Below are 26984 nucleotides of genomic sequence, written 5' to 3'. Positions count from 1 at the left end.
ACGGTGGCAGCGGGCTTCGTTGCCCGCGACGGCAAGAGGCGGGCGGCACCCGGGCCCTCGGCCCGGGTGCCGCCCGCCGGCATGTCCCGACCCCCTGCCGGGGGCCGACGCCCCCGTTCTGCCCCCGGCATTACCGCAGCACCACCCCCGCCTCCTCGCCCTCCCCCACCGCGGCGGTGCCGTCGTCGGGGAGTGCGACCAGGCCCAGTTCGGCGCCCGAGGCGAGCAGCGGGTGACAGGGCAGGACGCGGACGGTGTAGCCGAAGGGCCCCGTACGGTCCAGGGTCAGCGGGCCCTCGTAGCTCCAGCGGCCCTCCAGGTCGGGGCCGGAGGCCGGCTTCAGCGGGAAGGACGTCGCCCCGGTGATCCGGTCCTCGGTGTCGACGCGGCCGGTGACCGCCTGGACCTCGACGTCGTCCGGGCCCAGGTCGCCGAGCCGGACCCGGACCCGCAGCGCGTGGGTGGCGCCCAGCTCCGCGGTGCTCGCCGCACCGGACGCCTCCACATGGTCGACGGCCACCCGGGGCCAGGCCGCGCGCACCCGGGACTTCCATGCCGCCAGCGCGCGGGCCGCGTCGGCGCCGAGGGCGCGGTGCGCGTGGGCCGCCGGGGTGTAGAGGCGTGCCACGTACTCCTTGACCATGCGGTCGGCCAGCACCTTGGGGCCGAGCCGGCTCAGGGTGCGGCGGACCATCTCGATCCACCGGTCCGGCAGGCCGTTTGGGCCGCGCTCGTAGAAGCGGGGCGCGATGCGCTGCTCCAGCAGGTCGTAGAGCGCCGCGGCCTCCAGGTCGTCCCGGCGGTCCTCGTCGAGCACGGCCCGGCCGGAGCCGGCGTCGCCGGTGCGGCCGGCGGCGTCCCGGCCGTCCGCGGTGGGGATGGCCCAGCCGAAGTCGGGGTCGTACCACTCGTCCCACCAGCCGTCCAGGACGGAGAGGTTGAGGCAGCCGTTCAGGGCGGCCTTCATCCCGGAGGTGCCGCAGGCCTCCAGGGGTCGCAGGGGGTTGTTCAGCCAGACGTCGCAGCCCGGGTAGAGCCGCTGCGCCATCCCCATGCCGTAGTCGGGCAGGAAGACGATGCGGTGCCGCACCCGCTCGTCGTCGGTGAACCGCACCAGCTCCTGCACCAGGCGCTTGCCGCCGTCGTCCGCGGGGTGCGCCTTGCCGGCCACCACGATCTGCACCGGACGCTCGGGGTGCAGCAGCAGGCCGGTGAGCCGGTCGCGGTCGCGCAGCATGAGGGTGAGCCGTTTGTAGGAGGGGACGCGGCGGGCGAAGCCGATGGTGAGGACGGCCGGGTCGAGCACCTGGTCGATCCAGCCCAGCTCGGCGGGTGCGGCGCCGCGCTGCCGCCAGGACGCGTACAGCCGGGACCTGACCTCGGCCACTAGCCGGCCGCGCAGCTCGCTTCTCAGCTGCCAGAGGTCCTGGTCGGAAAGGCCGGCGAGGGCCTCCCAGCGGTCGTCGTCGCCGGTCTCCGCGGGACCGGTGCCCTGCGCGGCGCCCGCGCCCGTCCCGCCGGAGGCCGCGCCGGCCGCGCGGGCCGCGAGCCGCTGCACCTCGGGCGCCGTCCAGGTCGGCGCGTGCACGCCGTTGGTGACGGAGGTGATGGGCACCTCGTCGGCGTCGAAGCCGGGCCACAGCCCCGCGAACATCTCGCGGCTGACCCGGCCGTGCAGCAGTGAGACGCCGTTGGCGCGCTGGCCGAGCCTGAGCCCCATGACGGCCATGTTGAACAGCGCGGGGTCGCCACCCGGATAGGTCTCCCTGCCGAGTCTGAGCACCCGCTCGACGTCGCTGTCCGGCAGCTCGGCGTCCGGGCCGAAGTGGCGGGCGACGAGGTCGGCGTCGAAGCGGTCGATGCCGGCCGGCACGGGGGTGTGGGTGGTGAAGACGGTGCCGGCGCGCACCGCCTCCAGGGCCGCGTCGAAGTCGAGGCCCTGCCCGGCCAGCTCCCGGATGCGCTCCACCCCGAGGAAGCCCGCGTGGCCCTCGTTGGTGTGGAAGACCTCCGGCTCGGGATGGCCGGTGACCCGGCAGTAGGCGCGGACGGCGCGGACGCCCCCCATGCCGAGCAGCATCTCCTGGAGGAGCCGGTGCTCGCTGCCGCCGCCGTAGAGGCGGTCGGTGACGTCGCGCTCGCGCGGGTCGTTCTCCTCCACGTCGGAGTCGAGCAGCAGCAGCGGCACCCGGCCGACCTGGGCCCGCCAGACGCGAGCCCGCAGGTCCCGGCCGCCGGGCAGCGCGAGGCGGACGCGGGTGGGGGTGCCGTCGGCCTCGTGGAGCGGGCTGAGCGGCAGCTCGTGGGGGTCGAGCACCGGGTAGTGCTCCTGCTGCCAGCCGTCGTGGGCGAGGCTCTGGCGGAAGTAGCCGTGCCGGTAGAGCAGCCCTACGCCGATCAGCGGAACGCCGAGGTCGCTCGCGGCCTTGAGGTGGTCGCCGGCGAGGATGCCGAGGCCGCCGGAGTACTGCGGCAGTGCGGCCGTGATGCCGAACTCCGGGGAGAAGTAGGCGATGGCCGCGGGGAGGTCGCCGGGCTGCTGCTGGTACCAGCGCTCCCCCGTCAGGTAGTCGTCGAGGTCGGCGGCGGCCTCCGCGAGCCGCCGCAGGAAGTCCTCGTCGGCGGCGAGCCGGGCGAGGCGGGCCGGTGGCACGCTGCCGAGCAGCCGCACGGGATCGCCGCCCGCGGCGGCCCAGCGTTCGGGGTCGAGGCAGGCGAAGAGGTCGCGGGTCGGCGGGTGCCAGGACCAGCGGAGATTACGGGCGAGTCGGCTGAGCGGACGGAGTGGCTCAGGAAGAACGGGACGTACGGTGATCCGACGGATTGCCTTCACATATCCACCTTTGCAATCCATTCCGGGCAACGCAATGGGACGCACCCGGGCGACCGCGGACCGCGCCGGGACACACCCGGGCGGCCGGGGACGGTAGCGGCGCGCGGCCGGTCGCAACCACGGCGCGCCGATGGACGCCCCGTCAGAAGGCGTGCCCCCCGTGCTGCCTCGCGGGGGCGCGCACGAACCGAACAACCGAATGCGCCCCCGCGGCGCCGGGGAAGGTTCCCCCGGTGCGCCGAGCGCCAGGCGCACACCCCCAGTTGAGTGAACTGAGTGAACGCGGACAGGAGCGGCCATGCCCGCAGCCCGCCAGTCGTCCATCACACCGATAAAAAGGTCAAAACAACCTTTACCTTCGCTTCCCGCCGAGCCCGCCCCGCTCCCGCCGCGTCTCGTCCCGCGCCGCCCGCGCCTGTCGCATGGCCCGTACCGCCCACACCGCCCGCCCTGCCCGCTCCCTCGCAAGGTCCGCACCGCCCGTACCGCCCGCTCCCCTCGCAAGGTCCACACCGCCCGCACCGCCCGCTCCCTCGCAAGGTCCACACCGCCCACACCGCCCGCTCCGCTGAACCATCAGGTGATCTCATGATCGGCCGTATCCCCGTGCTGGACGTCCGCCCCTCCGTCGACTGTGGCCGCCGGCCCGCCAAGTCCGTGGTGGGCGAGGCGTTCGACATCACCGCGACCGTCTTCCGCGAGGGCCACGAGGCGGTCGCCGCCAACGTGGTGCTGCGCGGACCGAACGGCCGCAGCGCCCCCTGGACGCCGATGCGCGAGACGGCGCCGGGCACCGACCGCTGGACGGCCACGGTCGCGCCCGCGGCGGAGGGCCGCTGGAGCTACCTGGTGGAGGGGTGGGGCGACCCGGTCACCACCTGGCGGCGCACCGCGCGCATCAAGGTACCGGCCGGCATCGACACCGAACTGGTGCTCGCCGAGGGCGCCGCGCTGTACGACCGGGCGGCGGCCGGGGTGCCCAAGAGCAGGGGCCGCCGCGAAGTGGTGCTCGCCGCCGCGGACGCGCTGCGCGACACCTCCCGGCGGGCCGCCGACCGGCTGGCCGCCGCGCTCGCGCCCGAGGTGGACGAGGTGCTGGCCCGCCACCCGCTGCGCGAGATGGTGACGGCCTCCAGGCGCCTGCCGTTGCTGGTGGAGCGCAAGCGCGCGCTGTTCGGGTCGTGGTACGAGTTCTTCCCGCGCTCCGAGGGCGCACGGCTGCCGGCCCGCCCGGCGGACGGCGACCGAGCCGGCGGCACGGGCCCGGCGGCACCCGCGCACCCGGCCCCACCCACAGGCCCGGCCACACCCACAGGCCCGGCCACCCCCGTGGGCCCCGCGGCACCCACCGCCTCGTCGGCACCCGCGGACGGCGACCGGACCGGCGGAACGCCCCGGGAGGCACCGGCGGGCCACCCGGTCAGCGGCACCTTCCGCACCGCCGCCGAACGGCTCCCCGCCATCGCCGCGATGGGCTTCGACGTGGTGTACCTGCCGCCCATCCACCCCATCGGGGAGACCTTCCGCAAGGGCCGGGACAACTCCCTCGCCGCGGGCCCCGGTGACGTAGGCGTGCCCTGGGCGATCGGCTCGGCGGACGGCGGCCACGACGCCGTCCACCCGGACCTGGGCACCCTGGACGACTTCGACGCGTTCGTGCGGCGGGCCGCGGCACTGCGCCTGGAGGTGGCGCTCGACCTGGCGCTCCAGTGCTCCCCCGACCACCCCTGGGTCAAGGAGCACCCCGAGTGGTTCCGGCACCGCCCGGACGGCAGCATCGCGTACGCGGAGAATCCCCCGAAGAAATACCAGGACATCTATCCGCTGTATTTCGACGAGGACATGCCCGGCCTGGTCGCGGAGACGCTGCGTATCATCCGTTTCTGGATGGCGCACGGGGTGCGGATCTTCCGCGTCGACAATCCACACACCAAACCCGTGGTGTTCTGGGAACAGGTCATCGCGGACATCAACCGCACCGATCCCGACGTCATCTTCCTGGCCGAGGCGTTCACCCGGCCCGCCATGCTGCGCACGCTGGCCGCGATCGGCTTCCAGCAGTCGTACACATATTTCACCTGGCGCAATTCCAAGCGGGAGATCACCGAATACCTCACCGAACTCTCCGGCGAGACAGCCGCCTACCTGAGGCCCAACCTCTTCGTCAACACGCCGGACATCCTCCACTCCTACCTGCAGAAAGGCGGGCGCCCCGCGTTCGAGGTGCGGGCCGTGCTGGCCGCGACGCTGTCGCCGTCCTGGGGTGTGTACAGCGGCTTCGAGTTGTGTGAGAACATTCCGCTGCGGGAGGGCAGCGAAGAGTACCTCCACAGCGAGAAGTACGAATTGCGCCCCCGTGACTGGGAGGCGGCGGAACGCGAGGGACGGACCATTGCACCACTGATTGCCGCACTCAACCGCATCCGGCGCCGCAACCCCGCCCTGCAGCAGTTGCGGAACCTCCACTTCCACAACACCGAGGACAACTCGGTGATTGCTTACTCAAAAGCTGCCGCAGGCACCCGTGGCTCGAATACGGTTCTGGTGGTCGCAAACCTCGACCCCCACCACACCCACGAGACCACGGTGTCGTTGGACATGCCGCGGCTGGGGTTCGACTGGCACGAGCCCCTGCTGGTGCGCGACGAGCTCACCGGCGAGACCTATCACTGGGGCAGGGCCAACTACGTGTGTCTGGAGCCGAGCCGCGCTCCCGCGCACGTGTTCACCGTCCTGCGACCGTCCCCGCCGATCGGAGGGTCACCCACATCATGATCGTCAATGAACCCGTCCCGGACACCTTCGAGGACACTCCCGCAAAGGACCGGGACCCGGAGTGGTTCAAACGCGCCGTCTTCTACGAAGTCCTCGTCCGCTCCTTCCAGGACAGCAACGGCGACGGCATCGGCGACCTCAAGGGCATCACCGCCAAGCTCGACTACCTGCAGTGGCTGGGCGTGGACTGCCTCTGGCTGCCGCCGTTCTTCAAGTCACCGCTGCGCGACGGCGGTTACGACGTGTCGGACTACACGTCCGTGCTGCCCGAGTTCGGCGACCTGGCCGACTTCGTGGAGTTCGTGGACGCGGCGCACCACCGCGGCATGCGGGTGATCATCGACTTCGTGATGAACCACACCAGCGACCAGCACCCGTGGTTCCAGGAGTCCCGCAGCAACCCGGACGGGCCCTACGGCGACTACTACGTCTGGGCCGACGACGACAAGCAGTACCAGGACGCCCGGATCATCTTCGTCGACACCGAGGCCTCCAACTGGACCTTCGACCCGGTCCGCAAGCAGTACTACTGGCACCGGTTCTTCTCCCACCAGCCGGACCTCAACTACGAGAACCCGGCGGTGCAGGAGGAGATCCTCGCCGCCCTCCGCTTCTGGCTGGACCTCGGCATCGACGGGTTCCGTCTGGACGCGGTGCCGTACCTGTACGCGGAGGAGGGCACCAACTGCGAGAACCTGCCCGCCACGCACGCCATGCTGAAGCGGGTGCGCGCGGAGATCGACGCCCACTATCCGGACACCGTGCTGCTGGCCGAGGCCAATCAGTGGCCCGAGGACGTCGTCGACTATTTCGGCGACTTCAGCAAGGGGGGCGACGAATGCCATATGGCCTTCCACTTCCCGGTGATGCCGCGGATCTTCATGGCGGTCAGGCGCGAGTCGCGCTACCCGGTCTCGGAAATCCTCGCCAAGACCCCGGAGATTCCGTCCGGTTGCCAGTGGGGGATCTTCCTGCGCAACCACGACGAACTCACCCTCGAAATGGTCACGGACGAAGAACGTGACTACATGTACGCTGAGTACGCGAAAGATCCGCGGATGCGCGCGAACATCGGCATCCGCCGCCGGCTCGCCCCGCTGCTCGACAACGACCGCAACCAGATCGAGCTGTTCACCGCCCTGCTGCTCTCGCTGCCCGGATCGCCGATCCTCTACTACGGCGACGAGATCGGCATGGGCGACAACATCTGGCTGGGCGACCGGGACGCGGTGCGTACCCCGATGCAGTGGACGCCGGACCGCAACGCCGGCTTCTCGTCCTGCGACCCGGGCCGGCTCTACCTGCCGACCATCATGGACCCGGTCTACGGCTACCAGGTCACCAATGTCGAGGCCTCGATGTCCTCGCCGTCCTCGCTGCTGCACTGGACGCGCCGGATGATCGAGATCCGCAAGCAGAACCCCGCGTTCGGCCTGGGCAGCTACACGGAGCTGCCGTCCACCAACCCCGCCGTGCTGGCGTTCCTGCGCGAGTACGGCGACGACCTGGTGCTGTGCGTGCACAACTTCTCCCGCTTCGCCCAGCCGACGGAGCTGGACCTGCGGGTCTTCGAGGGCCGCCACCCGGTGGAGCTGATCGGCGGGGTGCGGTTCCCCGCGATCGGCGAGTGGCCGTACCTGCTCACCCTGGCGGGCCACGGCTTCTACTGGTTCCGGCTCCGCAAGGACACGGCCACACCCACGGGGACGGTGGCGACGGCGGCGACGGCGGGGGTGAGTTCGGGGTCGGGCGGCTCGGGGAGCACGGCGTCCGGCGCCTCCGCCCCGGTGACCGGGGGCACGGTGCCGGCACCGTCTCCGGCGACGTCCGGGCCAGCGACGTCCGGGCCGGCGACGAGCAGGCCGACGGTGAGCAGGCCGACGGTGAGCAGGCCGACGGTGAGCAGGCCGACGGTGAACGGACCGGAGACCGGGGCAGTCGGCCCCGCGCCCTCCCGTCCCCCGGCCGCCGGCCCCGGCAGGTAGCGTCCGGCGCCCGGGCGACCGGCCCTGCCCTACCGGCCGAGCCGACCGCCCGGGCGCCCCGTGCGAGTCCGTACGGACCATCCTGACCCGACACGTCCCGTACAGCCACGCGGCAACCGCCGCATTCCGGGACACTGACGCGGAATTCGAGTGGTGCCTGGGGAAAGGACTGCGACGCCATGTCGGAAGCCGCCACACATCCCGGCGCGGCGTCCCTCGCCTGCCCCGAGCTGCTCGTCTCCCTCGACCCGCTGCTGCGCGCCTGGCTGCCGCGCCAGCGCTGGTTCGCCGGGAAGGGCCGGCCGGTCACCGGCTTCTCACTGGTCTCGGCCACCCAGCTGCTCCCCCCGGCGCCGCCCGCCGCGCGGGACGCGGCCGCCGCGGAGACCGCCGGTCTGCTCCACCTGCTGGTGCGCGCCGAGCAGCCCCCTACCGCGGCCTGCGGTCCGCCCGCCAGGACCGGCGACTGCTACCAGCTCCTGCTCGGCGTGCGGAACACCCTCCCTCCGCAGCTGGCGCCCGCACTGATCGGCCGCGTCACGGACGGCCCGCTGGCCGGCCGTACCGTCTACGAGGCGCTGTACGACCCGCGCCTCGCCGAGGTGCTGCTGGAGGCGCTGCGCAGGAGGGCACGGATCGGCGGACTGCGCTTCGAACGCGACACGGACACCGAGATCGGCCGGGGTCTCGTGCCGCGGATGCTGGGCGCGGAGCAGTCCAACTCCTCCCTCGTCTACGGAGATACGTTCATCCTCAAGCTGTTCCGGCGCATCGTGCCGGGCACCAACCCCGATCTGGAGCTGCCGCACGCGCTGGCCCGTACCGCGTGCCCGCGGGTCCCGCCGCCGGCCGCCTGGTTCGTGGCGGACGCGCGCAGCGCGGCGGCGGCGCGGGGCACGGCCCCGCACGCACCGGCCGCACAGGCGCCGGCCTCCGAGGCTCCGGCCCCGCAGACGCCGGCCGCTCACCGGCCTGCCTCGCACCGGCCCGCGCCGTACCCGCCCGCCGCACACGGGCGGCGCGGGGCCGGGCCGGCCGAGGACGTCCTCGTGCTCGGTGTGCTCCAGCCCTTCCTGAAGGGAGCCGCGGACGGCTGGGAGCTGGCCCTCAGCGAGCTGGCCAGGGGCGAGGACTTCCGCGTCGAGGCACGGGCGCTGGGCCGCGCGACGGCCGAGGTGCACACCGCCCTGGCCCGCGCGCTGCCCACGGTGACGCTGGACCGGCGGCAGATGGAACGGCTCGCCGAAGGCATGACCCAGCGCCTGGACGCGGCCGTGCAGGCGGTTCCGGCGCTGCGGCCGTACGCCCGCGGGCTGCGGTCCGCCTACGACGCGCTGGCCTCGCTCGGCACCCGGGGTGACATCTGGTCCGCGCAGCGGGTGCACGGCGACCTGCACCTGGGGCAGTGCCTGCGGGCGCCGTCGGGCGAGTGGTCGCTGATCGACTTCGAGGGCGAGCCGGCCCGCCCGCTCGCCGAGCGCCGCATGCCGCAGCCGCCGGTGCGGGACATCGCCGGGATACTGCGCTCGTTCGACTACGCGGCCCGCTCGCACCGCCCGTGGGCGCCCGACTGGGCACACGGCTGCCGCGGCGCCTACTGCGCGGGGTACGCGGAGGTGGCCGGCCACGACCCGCGCGCAGAACCCGTGCTGCTGCGCGCCTACGAGACGGACAAGGCGATCTACGAGGTGATGTACGAGGCGCGGCACCGGCCCGACTGGCTGCCCGTGCCGCTCGCCGCGATACACCGTCTGGCCACCGCCCACGCCACCGCGGACGACCTGTGACCACCCCCGATCTCCCCCGGCGCCCGACGCGCCCGGGCGGTACCCCCAGGAGGCCCCACCCGTGACCCGCCCCCGCGCCACCGACCCCGCGCCCCAGCCCCCCACCCGCCGGCCGGCCACCACGACGTCTCCCCCGCCCACCGCCCCCGTACCGTCCGCGGCACGCTCCCCGGAGGGCGCCGCGGTAGGTCGTGCGGCCGGACGGGAGAGGGGCACCGGGACGGCCGAGCGGGGGGTGGGCGCGTCCGAGCGGGGGACGGAGGCGTCACAGCGGGGAGCGGGTACGTCCGAACAGGGGACGGAGGCGTCGCGGCGGACGGCGGTCCCACCCGGGCCGGGGGCAGAGACGCCCGAGCGGGGAACGGCAGCGGTGGGGAGGGGGGAGGGCGCGGGCACACGGGACGCGGGGTCCGCCGAACGGACGACGGACGCGGGCACACGAGGTGTGGGAGCCACCGGACGAACGACGGACGCGGGCACACGGCGTGTGGGAGCCACCGGACGAACGACGGACGCGGGCACACGGCGTGTGGGAGCCACCGGACGAACGACGGACGCGGGCACACGGCGTGTGGGAGCCACCGGACGAACGACGGACGCGGGCACACGGCGTGTGGGAGCCACCGGACGAACGACGGACGCGGGCACAGGGGCCCGGGGAGCCACCGCGGCAGCCGCGGCCACGCGCACACGGACGGCCGGTACAGCCGAACGAACGACAGGCACGGGCACACGGGGTGTCGGAGCCACCGGACGAACGACGGGCACGGCCACACGGACCGCCGAAGCCACCGAGCACACGGCGGACACAAGCACACGAACCGCGGGAGGCGCGGGAGCCGCGGAAGCCGCAGGAGGCTCGGGAGCCGCCGGAACCGCAGGAGGCGCGGGAGCTGCCGGAGCCGCAGGAGGCGCGGGAGGCGCAGGAGGCGCAGGAGGCGCGGGGAAACCGGCGACCGGGAAGAAGTCGACGGGCACCGCGAAGAAGCGGACGGCCGGGAAGAGGACGGCGGCCAAGCGGGCGCCCGCGGGGCGTGCGACGGGCGCCGGCGGCCGCACGGCGGCGCGGCCGCCCGCGGACGGAGGCGGGTCCACGGCTGGGCGCAGGCCCGCGGACCGGCGCACGGCCGCAGGCGGACACACAGGCGCGGGCGAGCCCGCGACCTCGGACAGGCGCACGGGCGCGGGCGAGCGCGCGGACGAACACACGGGCGCGGACAGGCACACGGGCACGGGCGAGCGCGCGGGCACGGAGGAGCACTCGGCTGCCGACGGGCACTCGGCTGCCGACGGGCGCCGGGCCGCGAGTCCCGCACGCGGGGCGGAACCCGCGGCTGCCGTCGCGATGGCACGCGTAGGCGCGCCCGGAGGCGGCCGGGTGCCGGACGCCACCGTGCCGGACGCCCCCGCCGGGACCGCGGTCCCGGCCGGCGACCGCGAACGGCTGCTGACCGGCACGCACCACGACCCGCACGCCGTGCTGGGCGCACACCTCGCCGGCGACGGCGTGGTGTTCCGCGCACTGCGCCCCTGCGCGCGCACGGTCACCGTGGTCACCGCGGACGCACGTCTCCCGCTGCACGACGACGGCGACGGCTTCTTCTCCGGCACCCTGCCGCTGCGCGCGGTCCCGGAGTACCGGCTGATCGTCACGTACCCGTCCCCCGAACCCACCGCCGAGACCACCACCACCGCACTCCCCGGCACACGCTCGGCTCCCGGGAGACCCCCGGCCGCCCACGAGCCCACGCCCCCCGGGGAGCCCACCGCTCACGACAGCAGGACCACCCCCACCAAGGCCCGCGCCGAAACAGCCACGGACCGCCCCGCCGAGGCCCGCACCCCGGCCCCCGACGTCGTGCACGAGACGGAGGACGCGTACCGCTTCCTCCCCTCCCTCGGTGAGTTGGACCTCCACCTGATCAGGGAGGGGCGGCACGAGCAGCTCTGGCTGGCGCTGGGGGCGCGGGTCATGACCCACCAGGGCGTGGCGGGCACCCGCTTCACGGTCTGGGCGCCGAACGCGCGCGGCGTCCGGGTGGTCGGAGGCTTCAACTACTGGGACGGCACCGGACACCCCATGCGCTCGCTGGGCTCGTGCGGCGTCTGGGAGCTGTTCGTGCCGGCCGTCGGCGAGGGCGAGCTGTACAAGTTCGAGATCACCCGCCCGGACGGCACCCGGACGCTGCGCGCGGACCCGATGGCCCGCCGCACCGAGGCTCCGCCCGCCACCGCGTCGATCGTCTTCGCGTCGCACCACGAGTGGCAGGACGGCGCGTGGCTGGCGCGCCGCGCGGCGCGGTCCGTGCACGAGGCGCCGTTCTCCGTCTACGAGGTGCACCTGCCGTCCTGGCGCCCCGGCCTGACCTACCGCCAGCTCGCCGAGCAGCTGCCCGCCTACGTCTCCGACCTGGGCTTCACACATGTGGAGTTCATGCCGGTGGCCGAGCACCCGTTCGGCGGTTCGTGGGGCTACCAGGTGACGGGCTTCTACGCGCCGACGGCCCGGATGGGCACCCCGGACGACTTCAAGCACCTGGTGGACGCGCTGCACCGGGCGGGCATCGGGGTGCTGATGGACTGGGTGCCCGCGCACTTCCCACGGGACGACTGGGCGCTGGCCGAGTTCGACGGCCGGCCGCTGTACGAGCACCCAGATCCGGTGCGGGCCGCGCACCCCGACTGGGGGACGCTGGAGTTCGACTACGGGCGCCCGGAGGTGCGGAACTTCCTGGTGGCGAACGCGGTGTACTGGTGCGAGGAGTTCCACATGGACGGGCTGCGGGTGGACGCGGTGGCGTCCATGCTCTACCTGGACTACTCGCGGCGGCCCGGCGAGTGGACCCCGAACGCGCACGGCGGCCGGGAGAACCCGGACGCGGTGGCGTTCCTTCAGGAGATGAACGCGACCGTGTACCGGCGGGTGCCGGGTGTGGTGACCGTCGCCGAGGAGTCCACGGCGTGGGACGGCGTCACCCGCCCCACCCACCACACCGGCGCCGGCGGCCTCGGCGGCCTGGGCTTCGGTCTGAAGTGGAACATGGGCTGGATGCACGACTCGCTCGGCTACCTCGCGCACGAGCCGGTGCACCGCAAGTACCACCACCACGAGATGACGTTCTCGATGGTGTACGCCTACAGCGAGAACTACGTGCTGCCGATCTCGCACGACGAGGTGGTGCACGGCAAGCGGGCGCTGGTGTCGAAGATGCCCGGCGACTGGTGGCAGCAGCGCGCCAACCACCGGGCGTACCTGGGCTTCATGTGGTCCCATCCGGGCAAACAGCTGCTCTTCATGGGGCAGGAGTTCGCGCAGGGTGCCGAGTGGTCGGAGGGACACGGCCCGGACTGGTGGCTGCTCGACCCGTCGTACCCGGCGGAGCCGGACCACCGCGGCGTACGGGACCTGGTGCGCGACCTGAACACGGTGTACTGGGGCGAGCCGGCGCTGTGGCAGCGGGACAGCGACCCGCGGGGCTTCGCCTGGGTGGTGGGCGACGCGGCGGAGGACAACGTCTTCGCGTTCCTGCGGTACGCCGCGGACGGCGCCCCGCTGCTGTCGGTCTCCAATTTCTCGCCCGTGGTGCGGCACGGCTTCCGCATCGGGGTGCCGGAGACCGCGGCGGCCTGGCACGAGATCCTCAACACCGACGATCCCCGGTACGGCGGGAGCGGGGTGCGCAACGCGGGGGTGCGGACGGCGGAGCGGGTGACGGCCGGCGGCCACCCGACGAGCCTGGCGCTGACGCTGCCGCCGCTGGCGACGGTGTGGCTACGCTCCGTGTAGGCGCCCGGTGGGCGTGGCCCGCCCGGCTCGCGCGGGCGGGCTTCGGCGCCGGCCCCGCGGCCCCGGCCTGCGGGATGGGCGTGTCTGCGTTTACATGGAACTGCTCGGACGATCCGCTCGGGGAACATGCTCGGAGAATCCGCTCGGAAGATGCCCGGATGCTGGCCGGGGGCACCCCTGGTGGCGCACGCGAGCGAGAGGACCACCCATGCCCACTGTGACCACCCGTGACGGTGTCGAGATCTACTACAAGGACTGGGGCGGCGGGCGTCCGGTCGTCTTCAGCCATGGCTGGCCGCTCCACGCGGACGCGTGGGACGACCAGATGAAGCACGTCGCGGACAACGGCTTCCGCGGCATCGCCCATGACCGCCGTGGCCACGGCCGATCCGAGCAACCCTGGGGCGGCTACGACTTCGACACCTTCGCCGACGACCTGAACGACCTGATCACCGCGCTCGACCTGCGGGACGTCACGCTGGTCGCGCACTCCATGGGCGGCGGCGAGGTGGCCCGCTACATCGGCCGCCACGGCACGCAGCGGATCAGCCAGGCGGTGCTGCTGTCGGCGATCACGCCGCTGATGCTGAAGACGGACGCCAACCCGGAGGGGGTGCCCGCGAAGGTCTTCGAGGACATCAAGAGCGGCATCGTCTCCGAGCGGTCGCAGTTCTGGAAGGACCTCTCGGAGTCGTTCTTCGGTGCGAACCGGCGCGGGAACCGGGTGACGCAGGGGAACAGGGACGCGTTCTGGCTCATGGCAATGCACGAGAGCATCGAGGCCGGCATCAAGTGTGTGGACGCCTTCGCCCGCACCGATTTCACGGAGGATCTGAAGAAATTCGGGGTGCCGACGCTTGTCGTGCACGGGGACGACGATCAGATCGTGCCGTTCGAGGCGACCGGGAAGAAGTCGGTGCGGTTGATTCCCAATGCGGTGCTCAAGGTGTACGAGGGGGCGTCGCACGGGTTGGCGATGGTCCCCGGCGACAAGGAGAAATTCAACCGGGACCTCCTGGAATTCCTCGCCTCCTGAGCCGAGACGCCACCTTCCGGCCCGCCGGGCCCGGGGGAGGCATCGCCCTCCGGGCTCGTCCTCAGTCGCCGGACGGGCTCGATCAGTCGCTCTTCGAGCTCGTCCTCAAACGCCGGACCGGCTCGATCAGTCGCCCTCCGGGCTCGTCCTCAAACGCCGGACGGGCTTGATCTGTGGGCTGGGGCCAGTCTTCGTCCGATGGTGTTTCGCCGCGTCACGTCCGGCATACCGCAAACCACACTCCCACCGGCCCCGCACCGATCCGGCCGATCCGGCACCGATCCCGCACCGATCCGGCCGATCCCGCACCGAAGGACGAACGCCCGCCACACTCAGCCCGTCCGGCGATTGAGGACGAGCCCGAAGGGCGATGATCGAGCCCGTCCGGCGACTGAGGACGAGCCCGGAGGGCGATACCTCCCCCGGGCCCGGCGGGCCGGAAGGTGGGAGGACGAGCCCGGAGGGCGAGAGGCCCCGGCGGGCGGGACCCCTCGCGGGAGCGGTCAGGCGGGAGCGGTCAGGCGGAAGGGGCGAGGCCCGGAGGCAGCGTGCCGGTGTGGAGGATGCCCAGGGACTGGGTGGGGCGGGTCAGCGCCACATAGAGATCGCTCGTGCCGAACACGGCCGGCTCCACGACCACGACGGAGTCGAACTCCAGCCCCTTGGCCTGCCGGGGATCCAGCAGCACGACACGCCGCGTCAGATCCGGCTCCGCCCCGGCGACCACGCCGGGCACGCACCGGGCGAGCTCACCGTGCAGCGACCGCGGCGCGATCACCGCCAGCCGCCCGTCCTCGGGCATCAGCTCGGACACCGCACGGCCCACGGCGGAGGCCAGCCCCTCGCGACGGGCCTCGCGCACCCACGGCCGAACCCCGGTGCTCCGCACCGACCGCGGCGGCTCGAACCCGGGCCGCCGCGCCCGCACCACCCCCGCCGCCAGCTCCATGACCTCCGCGGGCGTCCGGTAGTTCACGCCGAGCCGCGTGTGCTCCCAGCGGTCCGCCACATACGGCGCGAGGATCGCGTCCCAGGAGCCGACGCCGGCCTCGTCCGCGGTCTGCGCCGGATCCCCGACGAGCGTCATCGACCGCGTCGGGCAGCGCCGCATCAGCAGCCGCCACGCCATCGGCGACAGCTCCTGCGCCTCGTCGACGATGATGTGGCCGAACGCCCACGTGCGGTCCGCCGCCGCCCGCTCCGCCGCGCTGCGGTGGTCGGCTTCCTCGTGCCGCTCCGCCATCCGCTCGGCGTCGATGACGTCGTGCGCGCCCAGCACCTCGGAGTCCTCGTCGTCCTTGTCCTCGAACTCGAACGTCCGGGATGCGTACGACACCTCCAGCACGCCCTGCGCGTAGGCGACCTTCTCGCTGCGCTCCCGCTCCGCCGCGGCCCGCGCCACCCGGTCGTCCTCGCCCAGCAGCTCCGCGGCCTCGTCCAGCAGCGGCACGTCGGCGGGCGTCCAGGGGCCGCCGGTGCGCCGGATCGCCGCCGCGTCCTCCTCGGGCAGATGGGTCGGCTCGGCGAGGAAGTCGGCGACGAGCCGCTGCGGTGTGAGCCGCGGCCAGAGCTGGTCGATGGCGGTCCAGACCTCGGGGTTCGCGGCCAGTTCGTCGCGGATCTGGGTGACGTCGCTGTCGTCCAGCAGGCTGCTGCCGTCGTACGGGTCCGTGCCGATCCGCTCGGCGTGCATGTCCGTGAGGGTGTTGAGGATGTACCCCTCGAAGTGCTCCCGGGCGACGTTGTGCGGCAGCCGGGCCTCGCGGGTGCGCTCCCTGGCCACCCTGACCAGGTCGTCGTCGAGCATCAGGACCTCACGGTCGTGCTCGATCGCGAGCACCGGGTCGGGCAGCGCCTGCCGGTCGGCCAGCACGGCCGCGAGGACGTCCGCCATCTCCACGCGGCCCTTGACGGCGGCGGCGCGCGGCGTGTCCCGGCCCGTGGCCCGCACACCCGGGTACAGCTCGCCCGGGCTGGCCAGCAGGACGCCCGTCTCGCCGAGCGACGGCAGCACCTCGCCGATGTAGCCGAGGAAGGCCGGGTTCGGCCCGACGATCAGCACCGCGCGCCGGGCGAGCAGCTCCCGGTGCTCGTAGAGCAGGTAGGCGGCGCGGTGCAGCGCCACCGCGGTCTTGCCGGTGCCGGGCCCGCCCTCGACGACCAGGACGCCGCGGTGCGGGGCGCGGATGATGCGGTCCTGGTCGGCCTGGATGGTGCGCACGATGTCACCCATCCGGCCGGTACGGGCGGCGTTCAGCGAGGCCAGCAGGACCGTGTCGCCGGTGGGGTCCTCGTGGCCGGTGCGCTCCTGGTCGGACAGGTCGAGGATCTCGTCGTGCAGCGCGGTGACCTCGCGGCCGCGGGTGGTGATGTGCCGGCGGCGGCGCAGGCCCATCGGGGTGTGGCCGGTGGCCAGGTAGAACGGGCGGGCGACCGGGGCGCGCCAGTCGACGAGGATCGGCGCGCGCTCGCCCGTCTCGTCGGGCTGCTCCTCACGCAGGCCGATCCGGCCGATGTGGTGGTCGCCGCCGTCGGCCAGGTCGATCCTGCCGAAGCAGAGGGAGCCGTCCACGGCGTTCAGTGCGGCGAGCAGTCCCGAGCGCTCGGCGACCCGCACATCGCGTTCCAACCGGGCCTGGAGGTTGTTGCCGACCGGCTCCAGGGCCTCCTGGACGGAGTCCTCGGCGTGCCCGCGCAGGGCGTCCACGTGCTCGTAGAGGCGGTCGACGAATTCCTGCTCCGCCGACAATTCATGGTCGGATCGCCGGTCGGGTTCCTGACCGGGAACGTCGCCCCTCGATGTGTTTGACAATTCGACTCCCACCCCGATAGACTCTGCGCAGTAAAGGTCTTGGTGACGGCTTTCCTGATGACATTCATGCGACTCTCAGGAAGCAGACACGAAAACCCAATATACGCAGAGAAATCCCCCGGCTGTCAATTCGCCGGGGGATTTCTTCTGTGCTACCGCCCCTTACCCCTTACATCACGTCCGCTCACACCACGTCCGCCAGGTCCGCCAGCAGCCGGCGCTTCGCCCGCGCGCCCACCATCGACTTCACGGGACGGCCGGCGCGGAAGACCATCAGCGTCGGCGTGCCCATCACCCCGTACGCGAGCGCCGTCGCCGGGCTGGTGTCCACATCGAGCTGGACCACCTTCAGCCGCTCCGCCTCCTCACGGGCGATCTCGCCGAGCACAGGACCGAGCTGACGGCACGGGCCGCACCACTCGGCCATGAACTCCACCAGCACCGGACGGTCCGCGCCGACGACCTCGCTCTCGAAGTCGGCGTCCGTCACCTCCACCACCCCAGCCGCTCTGATCACAGCCCTTGTCCTCCCAGCTCGCAGCGTGGCTCCGGTCCTTCCGGGGCCACCGCATCGGCCGCCAGCGCGTCCCTCTCCCGCTCCGCGCGGGCGAGTTGCGCGCCCACCTGGGCGCGTACCGAACGCAGCTCGTCGATCAGCCGGTCCAGCTCATCGAGCTTGCGCCGGTAGACGGCGAGCGAGGCGGGGCACGAGTCGCCGGCCGGGTGTCCGGCGCGCAGGCACTCCACGAACGGTCTGGTCTCCTCCAGGCCGAAGCCGAAGTCCTGTAGCGTCCTGATCTGCCGCAGGAGGCGGAGGTCGCTCTCGTCGTAGGTGCGGTGGCCGTTGTCCGTGCGGCGCGCGGGCAGCAGCCCGCGCGACTCGTAGTACCGCAGGGTCCGCGTGGTCACCCCGGCCCGCCTGGCAAGTTCGCCGATGCGCATGTCCTGGACGGTACGTGTTGACGTGGGCGTCAAGGCAAGCGAACGCCCTCTGCGGGGAGCGCCCTCCGGGCTCGTCCTCAGGCGCCCGGCAGCCGGGTGTCGTCGGCGAGGTCGGCGACCGCCCGTGCGCACCCCCAGGAGAGGGTGACGCCCGCCCCGCCCTGGCCGTAGCAGGCGATCACGTCAAGACCGTGGCCGGGAACGTGTTCCAGCCGTATGGCGTCGCGGGCCGGACGCAGGCCCACGGCGCGGGAGAGGACGGGCAGGCCGGCCAGCGCCGGCACCAGGGCCGACGCCCGGTGCAGGATCTCCCGCTCCGTCGCGGGGTCCGGTTCGGTGTCCCAGGACCCGGTCTCGGCGGTTCCGCCGCAGACGATGTCGTCACGGCGGGGAACGACGTATGTGAGGCCGCCGGGATGGTCGCCGTCGTCCGGGTGCTCGTCGTCGGTGATCCACTCGGTGATCCCGGGGTTGGGGAGACGGACGATCTGCCCGCGCACCGGGTACACCGAGTCGTCACCGAGGAGGGGCCCGGACCGCAGGCCCGCGGCGACGACGGCCAGGTCGGCATCGTCGGAGAGGTCGTCGACGGAGTCGACGGTGCCGGTGCCGAACCGGACGCCGAGGGTCGTACAGCGCTTTTGCAGCCACGGCAGGTAGGGGGCCATGGAGATGACGGGCAGGGTCGCCCGCACGCCCGCCGACGCCCCGGGAGGCAGTTCGTCCGCGGTCGCCTCCCGGTGGTCCGGAGCGGCTTCGGTCCACGTACGGTCCGCGTCCGGGCTCCGTTCCACCACGGTGCCCGGCCGGAGGTCGACACCGGTGTCGGGGTCGGCCGCGAGTTCCTCGAAGCATCGCCGGGACTCGCCCAGCCACTGGATGAGGGACGGGGAGGTGCCGCTGCGGTGCGGGAACCAGAGGGCGGCGGCGAGCGCGGAGACGCTCGCCTGTGCGGTGCGGTCGGCGAGCACGGTGACGTCGTGGCCGCGCAGGGCCAGTTCATGGGCCACGCTCAGGCCCATGACCCCCGCGCCCACGACGCTGACGCGTCTCGACACCATCGCAGCACCGTCCCCTCTCGATTCCGCCCCCCGAAATGATCGCAGCTCCCCGCGCCCCTTTGAAGCGGGGCTGCGCCCCGGCCCACCCAGAGGCGCGAGGAACCGCGCGACCACCCCCCACCGGCCGATGGTCCGGACACGACCGGGACAGCCCCCTCGGGACGGTGACGGCCCCTCGGTCTCGTCGTGGCTACTCGCTCCCCCACCGCCCTGACGGCGTGGGAGGCGCCCCCATCCCCGCGCCCCCGGGGCGGGCCGGGCGCAACCCCACACGAGGGGGCTCTAACGGGGCGTAGCCCCGACCGGCTCCCCCGACGTCTCCCCGGAGGTCTCTGCGGACGTCGACTCGTCCACGAGCGTCTTCTCGTCGAACGGGATCTCACCCGCGAGAACCCGTTCGACGCGCGCCTTGTCGATCTCCTTGGTCCACGTCCCGACCAGCACCGCCGCCACCGCGTTGCCCGCGAAGTTGGTGAGCGCGCGGGCCTCGCTCATGAAGCGGTCGATGCCGACGATGAGGCCGACGCCGTCCAGCAGTTCGGGCCGGTGGGACTGGAGACCGCCCGCGAGGGTGGCGAGCCCCGCTCCGGTCACCCCCGCCGCACCCTTGGACGCGATGACCATGAACACCAGCAGCGATATCTGCTCACCGGCGCTGAGCGGCTTGTCCATCGCGTTCGCGACGAACAGCGACGCCATCGTCAGGTAGATCGCGGTGCCGTCCAGGTTGAACGAGTAACCCGTCGGCACCGTGATGCCGACCACCGGCCGGCTGATGCCCAGGTGCTCCATCTTCGCGATCAGGCGCGGCAGCGCCGACTCCGACGACGACGTGGAGAGGATCAGGAGGAATTCGCGGCCCAGGTAGCCCAGGAGCTTGAAGATGTTCACGCCCGCCAGCAGCCGCAGCAGCGCACCCAGCACCACGAAGACGAAGACGATGCAGGTGAGGTAGAAGCCGATCATGACCACGGCGAGCGACTTCAGCGCGTCCACGCCGGTCTCCCCGACCACCGCGGCCATCGCCCCGAACGCGCCCACCGGCGCCACCCACATGATCATCGCGAGGACGCGGAAGACGAGCCGCTGGATGTGTGCGATACCGGTGAGGATCGGCCGGCCCGCCCCGCCCAGCGCCTGGAGCGCGAAGCCGACGAGCAGCGCCACCAGCAGCGTCTGGAGCACCTCGCCCTGGGTGAACGCGGACAACAGGCTGGTCGGGATGATGCCCAGCAGGAAGTCCGTGGTGGACGTGGAGGCTCCCTCGGCCTGTGCCGCGCCCGCGTGCCGTGCCGCCTCGGTGAGGTGCAGTCCGCTGCCGGGCTCCAGGATGTTGCCGACGACGAGCCCGAGCGCGAGCGCCACCGTCGACATCACCAGGAAGTAGCCGAGGGCGAGGCCGCCCACCGCGCCGACCTTGGACGCCTTACGGACCGAGCCGACGCCCAGCACGATGGTGCAGAAGATGATCGGCGAGATCATCATCGTGATCAGGTTCACGAACCCGGTGCCGAGCGGCTTCAGTTCCTTGGCGAAGTCCGGCGCGGCGAAGCCGACCACGATGCCGATCACGACGGCGACGACAACGGCGAGGTAGAGGTAGTGGGTTCTGTCCCTGCGGGTGGCCGGCGCCACCTGAGGAGCGGTCACGGGGTGCCTCCTTGACGACTGTCCGGTGACTATCCCCCAGGCCGTGGAGACGGTCACCCTTCCGTTCATTTAGTTCACGATCGAATGATTCTGGCCTCCTCCTTCGGCCCGGCGAACGGCGGCCCGCCGCCGATGACGACGCGACGGCCCACCATCGTGTAGGCGCACGACCATTGACCCTGCTCACGACCGCCGCTTACGTTCACCGGGCAGCCACCGCCACACCCGTGGCGACCAGGCCACATCCGGCCATCGCAGGAGGTTGTGCCCGTGCGCCCCACCGCTCGATCCGCCGCAGTCGCCCTCGCCGCGCTGCTCACCGCCGGCTCGCTCAGCGCCTGCGGTGGGAGCTCCGGAAGCGACCCGGACACCGTCAAGATCGCGTACAACCGCAGCACCGACAACAAGGTCCGCTTCAAGGACCGGTTCCTCCAGGACATGAAGAAGGAGTTCGAGAAGGAACATCCGGGCAAGAAGGTCGAGCTCATCCCGATCCAGGCGCCGGACAACGACTACGCGACCAAGGCGCAGCAGATGATGCGCTCCCCCAAGACCGCGCCGGACCTGGTCTACGAGGACACCTTCCGGATCAACTCGGACATCGGTGCGGGCTATCTCCGGCCCCTCGACGACTACATCGCCAAGTGGGACACCTGGGACCAGTTCCTGCCCACCGCCAAGAACGCCGCCAAGGCGCAGGACGGCAAGACGTACGGCATCCCGGACGGCACCGACACCCGCGGACTGTGGTTCAACAAGAAGATCTTCAAGCGGGCCGGGCTGCCCACCGACTGGCAGCCGAAGACCTGGGAGGACGTCCTCTCCGCCGCCCGCACCATCAAGAAGAAGGCCCCCGGCGTCATCCCGCTGAACGTGTTCACCGGGAAGGCCCCGGGTGAGGTCGCCGTGATGCAGGGCTTCGAGATGCTGCTGTACGGCACGGGGGACGGCAAGAACCCGATGTACGACCCGGCGTCGAAGAAGTGGGTGACGGGCAGCCAGGGCTTCGAGGCCGCCCTGAAGTTCGTGCGGACGGTGTACGGCGAGAAGCTGGGCCCCGACGTCTCGGACGCGCTGGACCCCAACGTCAACACCACCGCCGTCAACGAGTGGCTCCCGGAGGGCAAGCTCGCCATCTCGCTGGACGGCTCCTGGCTGGGCCAGCAGTGGCTCGGCACCGGCGCCCACCCGTGGCCGGCCTGGAAGACGACCCTGGGGCAGGCCCCGATGCCCACCCAGCACGGCCAGGCACCCGGCAAGGTCTCCATGTCCGGCGGCTGGGCCTGGTCGATCCCCCAGAAGGCCGGCAATCCCGACCTCGCCTTCGACTTCATCAAGACCATGCAGAAGCCGCAGAACGCGGCGCACTGGGATGTGCTCGACGCTCAGATCGCCGTCCGCAAGGACGTCGCGGCCGATCACGAGTACGTGACCTCGATGCCCGGCATCCGGTTCTTCACCGGGCTCGTGAAGTACACCCACTACCGCCCCGCGCTGCCGGTCTACCCGCAGGTGTCGTCCGCGATCGGGGAGGCCATGGAGTCGGTGACCACCGGTGACGCCACTCCGGCGGCCGCCGCGAAGAGCTACGACGGCCAGCTCAAGGACATCACCCAGGGCGCCGTGGTGGCGAAGCCGTGAGCCGCGCAGCGCCGGGCGCCGCCTGCGCCGCGCCGGCCTGTGCCTGCGCGGCACCGGGCCCCGCCTCCGCCGGCCCGGGCGGCGGGGCCCCGCGCGCCGGGGGCAGGCCCGTATGAGCGCCGCACAGACCGTCGGGGCCGCGGACGCGGAGCGCGGCGGCGCACCCGCCGCGGCGCCCGGCCGACCCGCGGGACCGCGGCCCGCCGGCCGCCGCGCCCTCCCCCTGCTCCGCTGGCTGCCCATCACACCCGCGACCGTGCTGCTCCTGCTCTTCCTCGCGGGACCGATCGTCTACTGCGTGTACGCGGCGTTCACCGACATGCAGCTCACCGGCACCTCGCACACGGACTTCGTCGGGTTCGCCAACTTCAGACGGGCCTTCTCCGACTCCGAGTTCCGCAACGCGGTCTGGCTGACACTGGTCTTCACGGTGATCTCGTCGATCGTGGGCCAGAACACGCTGGGCCTGGTGCTCGCGGGGCTGATGCGGCGGTCGGTGAAGTGGGTGCGCACCCTCACCGGTGCGCTCGTGATCACGGCGTGGGTGCTGCCGGAGATCGTGGCCGCGTTCCTGCTGTACGCGTTCTTCCGCCGGGAGGGCACGCTGAACGCCATCCTGGACTGGCTCCACCTGCCGTCCCAGAACTGGCTGTTCACGCTGCCGATCCTCGCGGTGTCCTTCGCCAACGTCTGGCGGGGCACTGCGTTCTCCATGCTGATCTACTCGGCGGCACTCAACGACGTGCCGAAGGAGATCACGGAGGCCGCGGAGGTCGACGGGGCGAACGGGTGGCGGCGGGTCCGGTATGTGACGCTGCCGATGATCAGCAGGTCCATCGGCACGAACCTGATGCTGAACACGCTCCAGACCCTCTCCGTCTTCGGCCTCATCTGGGCGATGACCCGCGGCGGCCCCGGCACCCGCTCCACCACGCTGCCGGTGATGATGTACGACGAGGCGTTCAACAAGAGCCTGATCGGCTACGGCACCGCGATCGCGCTGCTGTTGCTGCTGGTGGGGGCGCTGTTCTCCAGCGTGTACCTGCGTCTTGTCCGAGCGGAGGTGTGAGTGCCGTGTCCCTGTCCTCCCTGCGGGCACCCGCGCTGCACCGTGCGACCCGCGCCAAGATCGCCGCGACCGTCGCGCTGCTGGTCGCCGCGGTGGCCTTCGCGCTGCCGCTGATCTGGCTGGTGCTCTCGTCCGTCGACTCCCATGCGGACCTGCGCGTCAAGGTGCCCTCGGCACCGTCGCTCGACAACTTCCGTGCGGTGCTGACGGACGAGATCACCTTCACGCCGATGCTCAACAGCCTGCTGCTGTGCGGCGGCGCGACGCTGGTGACGGTGGTGTGCGCGGCGCTCGCCGCCTACCCGCTGTCCCGCTACCGCGGCCGGTTCGCCCGCCCGTACCTGCTGACGATCCTGTTCTCCACGTGCCTGCCGATCACCGCCGTCATGGTGCCGGTCTACGGGCTCTTCGTGCAGGTGAATCTGATCGACACCATGTGGGGCACCTCGCTCTTCCTCGCCGCCTCGCAACTGCCGTTCGCCGTCTGGCTGATGAAGAACTTCATGGACGGCGTGCCGATGGTGCTGGAGGAGGCCGCCTGGACGGACGGCGCTTCCGGGCTCCAGACCCTGGTGCGGGTGGTGCTGCCGTTGATGGGTCCGGGGCTGACCGTCGTGACGATCTACAGCTTCATCATGATGTGGGGAAACTTCTTCGTCCCCTTCATGCTGCTGCTCACCCCGGACCAGCTCCCCGCCTCGGTGTCGATCTTCACCTTCTTCGGCAACCGCGGCCAGGTCGTCTACGGCCAGCTCGCCGCGTTCTCGATGCTGTACTCGGTGCCGGTGATCCTGCTGTACGTGCTGATAGCCCGCCGGCTCGGCGGCGGCTTCGCCCTCGGCGGCGCGGTCAAGGGCTGACGGCGCCCGCGCCTTCGGCCGCCCCCGCGGCGTACGGGAGGAACGTCTCCCACGCCGTGGGGGTGAGGGTGAGGCTGGGGCCTCGCCTGTCCTTGGAGTCACGGATGTGGACGGCGGTGGGGCAGGTGGCTATTTCGACGCAGTCGCCCTCACTGCCGCTGCTGTAGGTGGACTTGTGCCAGGTGAGGGCGATCTCGACGCATGCGCCAGCGTCGGACCCGCTGTAACTGCTCTTGAACCACGCCCGCTCGTCGATGCTGCTCATAGCTCTCCTCGCAGTCGCTGCAACAGGTCTCTGGAGTCTTCTGGGTTGAGGGCCTGCGAACGCAGTTTCGCATACCGCTGGATGAGGATGCTGACTTCGTTGGGCGCCTCGATCAGCACGCCGCACCGCTGCCCTTCTGCGAATCCAAACCACTTGTTGCCTTGGGTCTCCGACAACATCAACGTACCGTCCAGCCCTGCGTGCCCCGGTCGTCGCAGAGGCATGATCTGAAGCTCCACATTGAACCGGGCCGACTTCGTCAGCAGGTGATCGATCTGCTGACGCATCACTTCGCTGCCGCCGGTGCAGCGCTCGATGACGGCCTGTTCCACGATGAAGCTGAAGGATGCCGGGGGCCTGCGATCAAGCAGTGCTTGACGTTCCAGCCGCGCGATCACTTCCTGTTCCACCTGTTCCTCGTCCTTGAGCGGCGGGGCGCTCGCGATCACGGCCCGCGCGTAGGCCTCGGTTTGCAGGAATCCAGGGATCACCCGGCACTCGTACGTCCACAGCGTGATCGCTTGCGTCTCAAGCTGCGCCCACTGCCCGAACCACGCCGCCAACCCCCGCCTCCGGCAAAGATGCCGTGCCCCCCGCCGCAGCGCCCCCGTGTTGCCGGTCGCCGCCTCCGCCGCCTCGACGAAGTCGGGATCCGGCATCCGGCGCCCCTGCTCGATCGACGCCACCGTGTGCTTCGAGAACCGCACCAGTTCCGCGAACTCCGCGCGGCTGAGCCCCGCGTGCTCGCGTAACCCCTGCACCACCGCGCCGAACGTCCGCAGGCTGTCCGACGGCTCGGGCTCCGTGTGGCCCGCACCCCCCGTGCCGCCCTTGCCACCCGCCTCTTCGGTCATGCCGAGCTCCCTCCCGTTCGTCTCCATGGAAGACATCCCGTGCTATTAACAGCTCGTGTTCGGAAGAGGTCACGAAAGTCCCGCGTACGCGGGCCCGGCGTACGAGGTCGTCGGGCCCCTAGGGCGTGTGCTGGCTGGCTCGACGGGCTTCCCTTGGTCGTCACTTCGACGAGTGCGGCAAACGAGATTTCGCCGACGGCGCCTTCGCCGCCAAGGCCCGCAGCAGGGTGGCTGCGGCCGTACGCGGCCGGCCCGGCCCCCGCCCCCGCCCCCGCCCCCGCCCCCGCCCCCGGGATCGTTCCGACCGGCCCAGGAGCCGGGCCGGGTGGCCGGATTCAGGTCGTGCCGGATTTCTTCGGTGCGGCAACAGTGTGCGGAGGCGGGATCAGTTCGATCAGGAAATCCTGGTCGGCGGCGCCGGAACAGCGGCCCTGGACGATCTCCGTGCCCTCCTCGGTGTCCTGGTCGCGCAGGCTCAGGCACTGACCGGTGACGGCCGGACGGAGGAGGAAATGTGCGGTGGCGCGCAGGCCGAAGGACTCGATGCGGAACTGTTGGGCCCGGTTGTCGTCGGCGCAGTCGTCGCGGGGTTCCAACAGGTTGCGCGCCGGCCCCTTCGACAGGACGGTGAGGCAGCCGATGCCGTACTTCGGGTGGTGCCACTGGATCTGCACCGTGTCCTTGCCCACCGGTTCGAGGTACACCTGCGGCAGACTGGCCTCCTCGCAGGGCCGTTGGGCGGCGACAGCGGTCTGGTAGCGGCGGGTGCGGTCCCTTCCTTCGGTGAGGCACAGCTTGGGCGTGCGGGCGGGGTGGATACGCGCCCAGCTCCCCACGGCCAGCATGCGCAGCCCGGTCACCGGCATCGCGGGCAGGGCAGGCGGTGCCGACTTGTGGAACCGGCTGCCGAGACCGAGTGTGCCCGCGGCGACGACGCACACGGCACCGAGCAGACCGGCCATGCGACGCCACCGCGGGGCGTGCGCCGGGGCGGAGGCGCCAGTGGCCGATACCGGCGAGCCGCTTACGTCACCGGCCTCGGCCCCGGTCGGTGCGGACACGTGGGTGGCGATACGGCGGCGTGCCGCGAGCCATTCGCCCACTTCTTCCTCGTCGAGGCCGCAGGCGCGGGTGAATGCCTCCACGAACCGTTCCCGGGGCAGGGTGGTGCGGCCGAGCGTACTCGCGATCGTGCTGGCCGGGAGGGGGTCGGTGTGTGCGCCGGCCTGGTCTTCCAGCTCACGGTAGGTCAGCCCGGACCTGATGCGCAGCGCGCGGAGCGCCTCCGTGAATTCGGCTGGGGTCCTGGCGCACACCGGCTGCGGTGGCTTCTGCGGTGACTTGGCGAAGCCTTCCCTCTGGCTCATGGCGTCAGCATGGCCCTACGGATGGCGATCGGTCACCTGTGCAATTCGGCCTTGTCCGCGCACGTTCACAGCGCGAGCCCCGTTTCGGACACGTACGACAACAGGGGGCTCCCGCACGTGCTTTTGACTGGGGGAGGTCGGACGGGTGATACGTTGCGATGAACCGGGGCACTCGCTCACGATGGGCAAGCAGTTCCGGTCCGTGCTCCGTGTGGCCGTGCGGTTCCCATGGGCCGCGGACGCGGAGAACAACCACCGGA

16 protein-coding genes and 1 pseudogene are annotated in these 26984 nt (G+C 72.0%); 8 read left to right on the top strand and 9 right to left on the bottom strand.

Annotated features, from left to right (window positions below):
- Window positions 1-130: 130 nt before the first annotated feature.
- Entirely contained in the window at window positions 131-2833 is a 2703-nt protein-coding gene (gene glgP / locus ACSMXW_RS26780) for an alpha-glucan family phosphorylase (protein ID WP_485799998.1), read from the bottom strand.
- Window positions 2834-3421: 588 nt separating this feature from the next.
- On the opposite strand from glgP, the gene ACSMXW_RS26775 reads away from it, so the two are divergent.
- The 5 genes and pseudogenes from ACSMXW_RS26775 (at window position 3422) to ACSMXW_RS26755 (ending at window position 14203) form a co-directional block, all read left to right on the top strand.
- Complete coding sequence (locus ACSMXW_RS26775; protein ID WP_485799996.1) at window positions 3422-5608, top strand: alpha-1,4-glucan--maltose-1-phosphate maltosyltransferase; 2187 nt, start codon at window positions 3422-3424, stop codon at window positions 5606-5608.
- Window positions 5605-7296, top strand: a pseudogene (gene treS / locus ACSMXW_RS26770) (maltose alpha-D-glucosyltransferase); the annotation flags it as partial. The gene ACSMXW_RS26775 and the pseudogene treS, both read left to right, overlap by 4 nt.
- Window positions 7297-7772: 476 nt before the next feature.
- Window positions 7773-9380, top strand: a complete 1608-nt coding sequence (locus tag ACSMXW_RS26765) for a maltokinase N-terminal cap-like domain-containing protein (protein WP_485799995.1) — start codon at window positions 7773-7775, stop codon at window positions 9378-9380.
- 1345 nt (window positions 9381-10725) lie between these two features.
- Entirely contained in the window at window positions 10726-13167 is a 2442-nt protein-coding gene (glgB, locus tag ACSMXW_RS26760; RefSeq protein ID WP_485799994.1) for a 1,4-alpha-glucan branching enzyme, read from the top strand.
- Between the two features lie 208 nt (window positions 13168-13375).
- On the top strand, window positions 13376-14203 hold the full coding sequence (locus tag ACSMXW_RS26755; RefSeq protein ID WP_485799993.1) for an alpha/beta fold hydrolase: 828 nt from the start codon (window positions 13376-13378) through the stop codon (window positions 14201-14203).
- A gap of 517 nt (window positions 14204-14720) precedes the next feature.
- On the opposite strand, the gene ACSMXW_RS26750 is transcribed toward ACSMXW_RS26755, so the two are convergent.
- From ACSMXW_RS26750 to ACSMXW_RS26730, 5 genes are all read right to left on the bottom strand, one after another.
- Entirely contained in the window at window positions 14721-16952 is a 2232-nt protein-coding gene (locus ACSMXW_RS26750) for a HelD family protein (protein ID WP_485808326.1), read from the bottom strand.
- Between the two features lie 247 nt (window positions 16953-17199).
- Complete coding sequence (trxA, locus tag ACSMXW_RS26745) at window positions 17200-17532, bottom strand: thioredoxin (RefSeq protein WP_485799992.1); 333 nt, start codon at window positions 17530-17532, stop codon at window positions 17200-17202.
- On the bottom strand, window positions 17529-17957 hold the full coding sequence (locus ACSMXW_RS26740) for a MerR family transcriptional regulator (RefSeq protein ID WP_485799991.1): 429 nt from the start codon (window positions 17955-17957) through the stop codon (window positions 17529-17531). Before ACSMXW_RS26740 ends, trxA begins: the two co-directional genes overlap by 4 nt.
- A gap of 77 nt (window positions 17958-18034) precedes the next feature.
- Window positions 18035-19018, bottom strand: a complete 984-nt coding sequence (locus tag ACSMXW_RS26735) for an FAD-dependent oxidoreductase (RefSeq protein ID WP_485799989.1) — start codon at window positions 19016-19018, stop codon at window positions 18035-18037.
- A 282-nt stretch (window positions 19019-19300) separates the two neighbouring features.
- Window positions 19301-20668 carry a cation:dicarboxylate symporter family transporter gene (locus ACSMXW_RS26730; protein WP_485799987.1) on the bottom strand — a complete coding sequence of 456 codons (1368 nt, stop codon included), beginning with the start codon at window positions 20666-20668 and terminating at the stop codon, window positions 19301-19303.
- Window positions 20669-20938: 270 nt separating this feature from the next.
- Here ACSMXW_RS26730 and ACSMXW_RS26725 point away from each other — a divergent pair, with 270 nt between their 5' ends.
- The 3 genes from ACSMXW_RS26725 to ACSMXW_RS26715 all read left to right on the top strand — a co-directional run bounded on the left by ACSMXW_RS26725 (window position 20939) and on the right by ACSMXW_RS26715 (window position 24238).
- The gene (locus ACSMXW_RS26725; RefSeq protein WP_485799985.1) at window positions 20939-22309 is read left to right on the top strand and encodes an ABC transporter substrate-binding protein; all 1371 of its coding nucleotides are present in this window, start codon (window positions 20939-20941) and stop codon (window positions 22307-22309) included.
- A gap of 112 nt (window positions 22310-22421) precedes the next feature.
- Window positions 22422-23378: a carbohydrate ABC transporter permease gene (locus ACSMXW_RS26720; RefSeq protein ID WP_485799983.1), complete on the top strand. Its 957-nt coding sequence runs from the start codon at window positions 22422-22424 to the stop codon at window positions 23376-23378.
- A 5-nt stretch (window positions 23379-23383) separates the two neighbouring features.
- A complete protein-coding gene (locus ACSMXW_RS26715; protein WP_485799981.1) occupies window positions 23384-24238 on the top strand; it encodes a carbohydrate ABC transporter permease in 855 nt (284 codons plus the stop codon).
- On the opposite strand, the gene ACSMXW_RS26710 is transcribed toward ACSMXW_RS26715, so the two are convergent.
- From ACSMXW_RS26710 to ACSMXW_RS26700, 3 genes are all read right to left on the bottom strand, one after another.
- Window positions 24228-24503: a DUF397 domain-containing protein gene (locus tag ACSMXW_RS26710; RefSeq protein WP_485799979.1), complete on the bottom strand. Its 276-nt coding sequence runs from the start codon at window positions 24501-24503 to the stop codon at window positions 24228-24230. The genes ACSMXW_RS26715 and ACSMXW_RS26710 overlap by 11 nt on opposite strands.
- Window positions 24500-25357, bottom strand: a complete 858-nt coding sequence (locus ACSMXW_RS26705) for a helix-turn-helix domain-containing protein (protein WP_485799977.1) — start codon at window positions 25355-25357, stop codon at window positions 24500-24502. Before ACSMXW_RS26705 ends, ACSMXW_RS26710 begins: the two co-directional genes overlap by 4 nt.
- 335 nt (window positions 25358-25692) lie before the next feature.
- Window positions 25693-26724 (bottom strand): helix-turn-helix domain-containing protein, encoded by a 1032-nt coding sequence (locus ACSMXW_RS26700; RefSeq protein WP_485799975.1) that lies wholly within the window; start codon window positions 26722-26724, stop codon window positions 25693-25695.
- Window positions 26725-26984: the final 260 nt, after the last annotated feature.

This window comes from Streptomyces sp. DSM 116793 (assembly GCF_057320905.1).
Note: the sequence above shows the minus strand (reverse complement) of the source record. Positions and strands in the feature narration are given on the sequence as shown.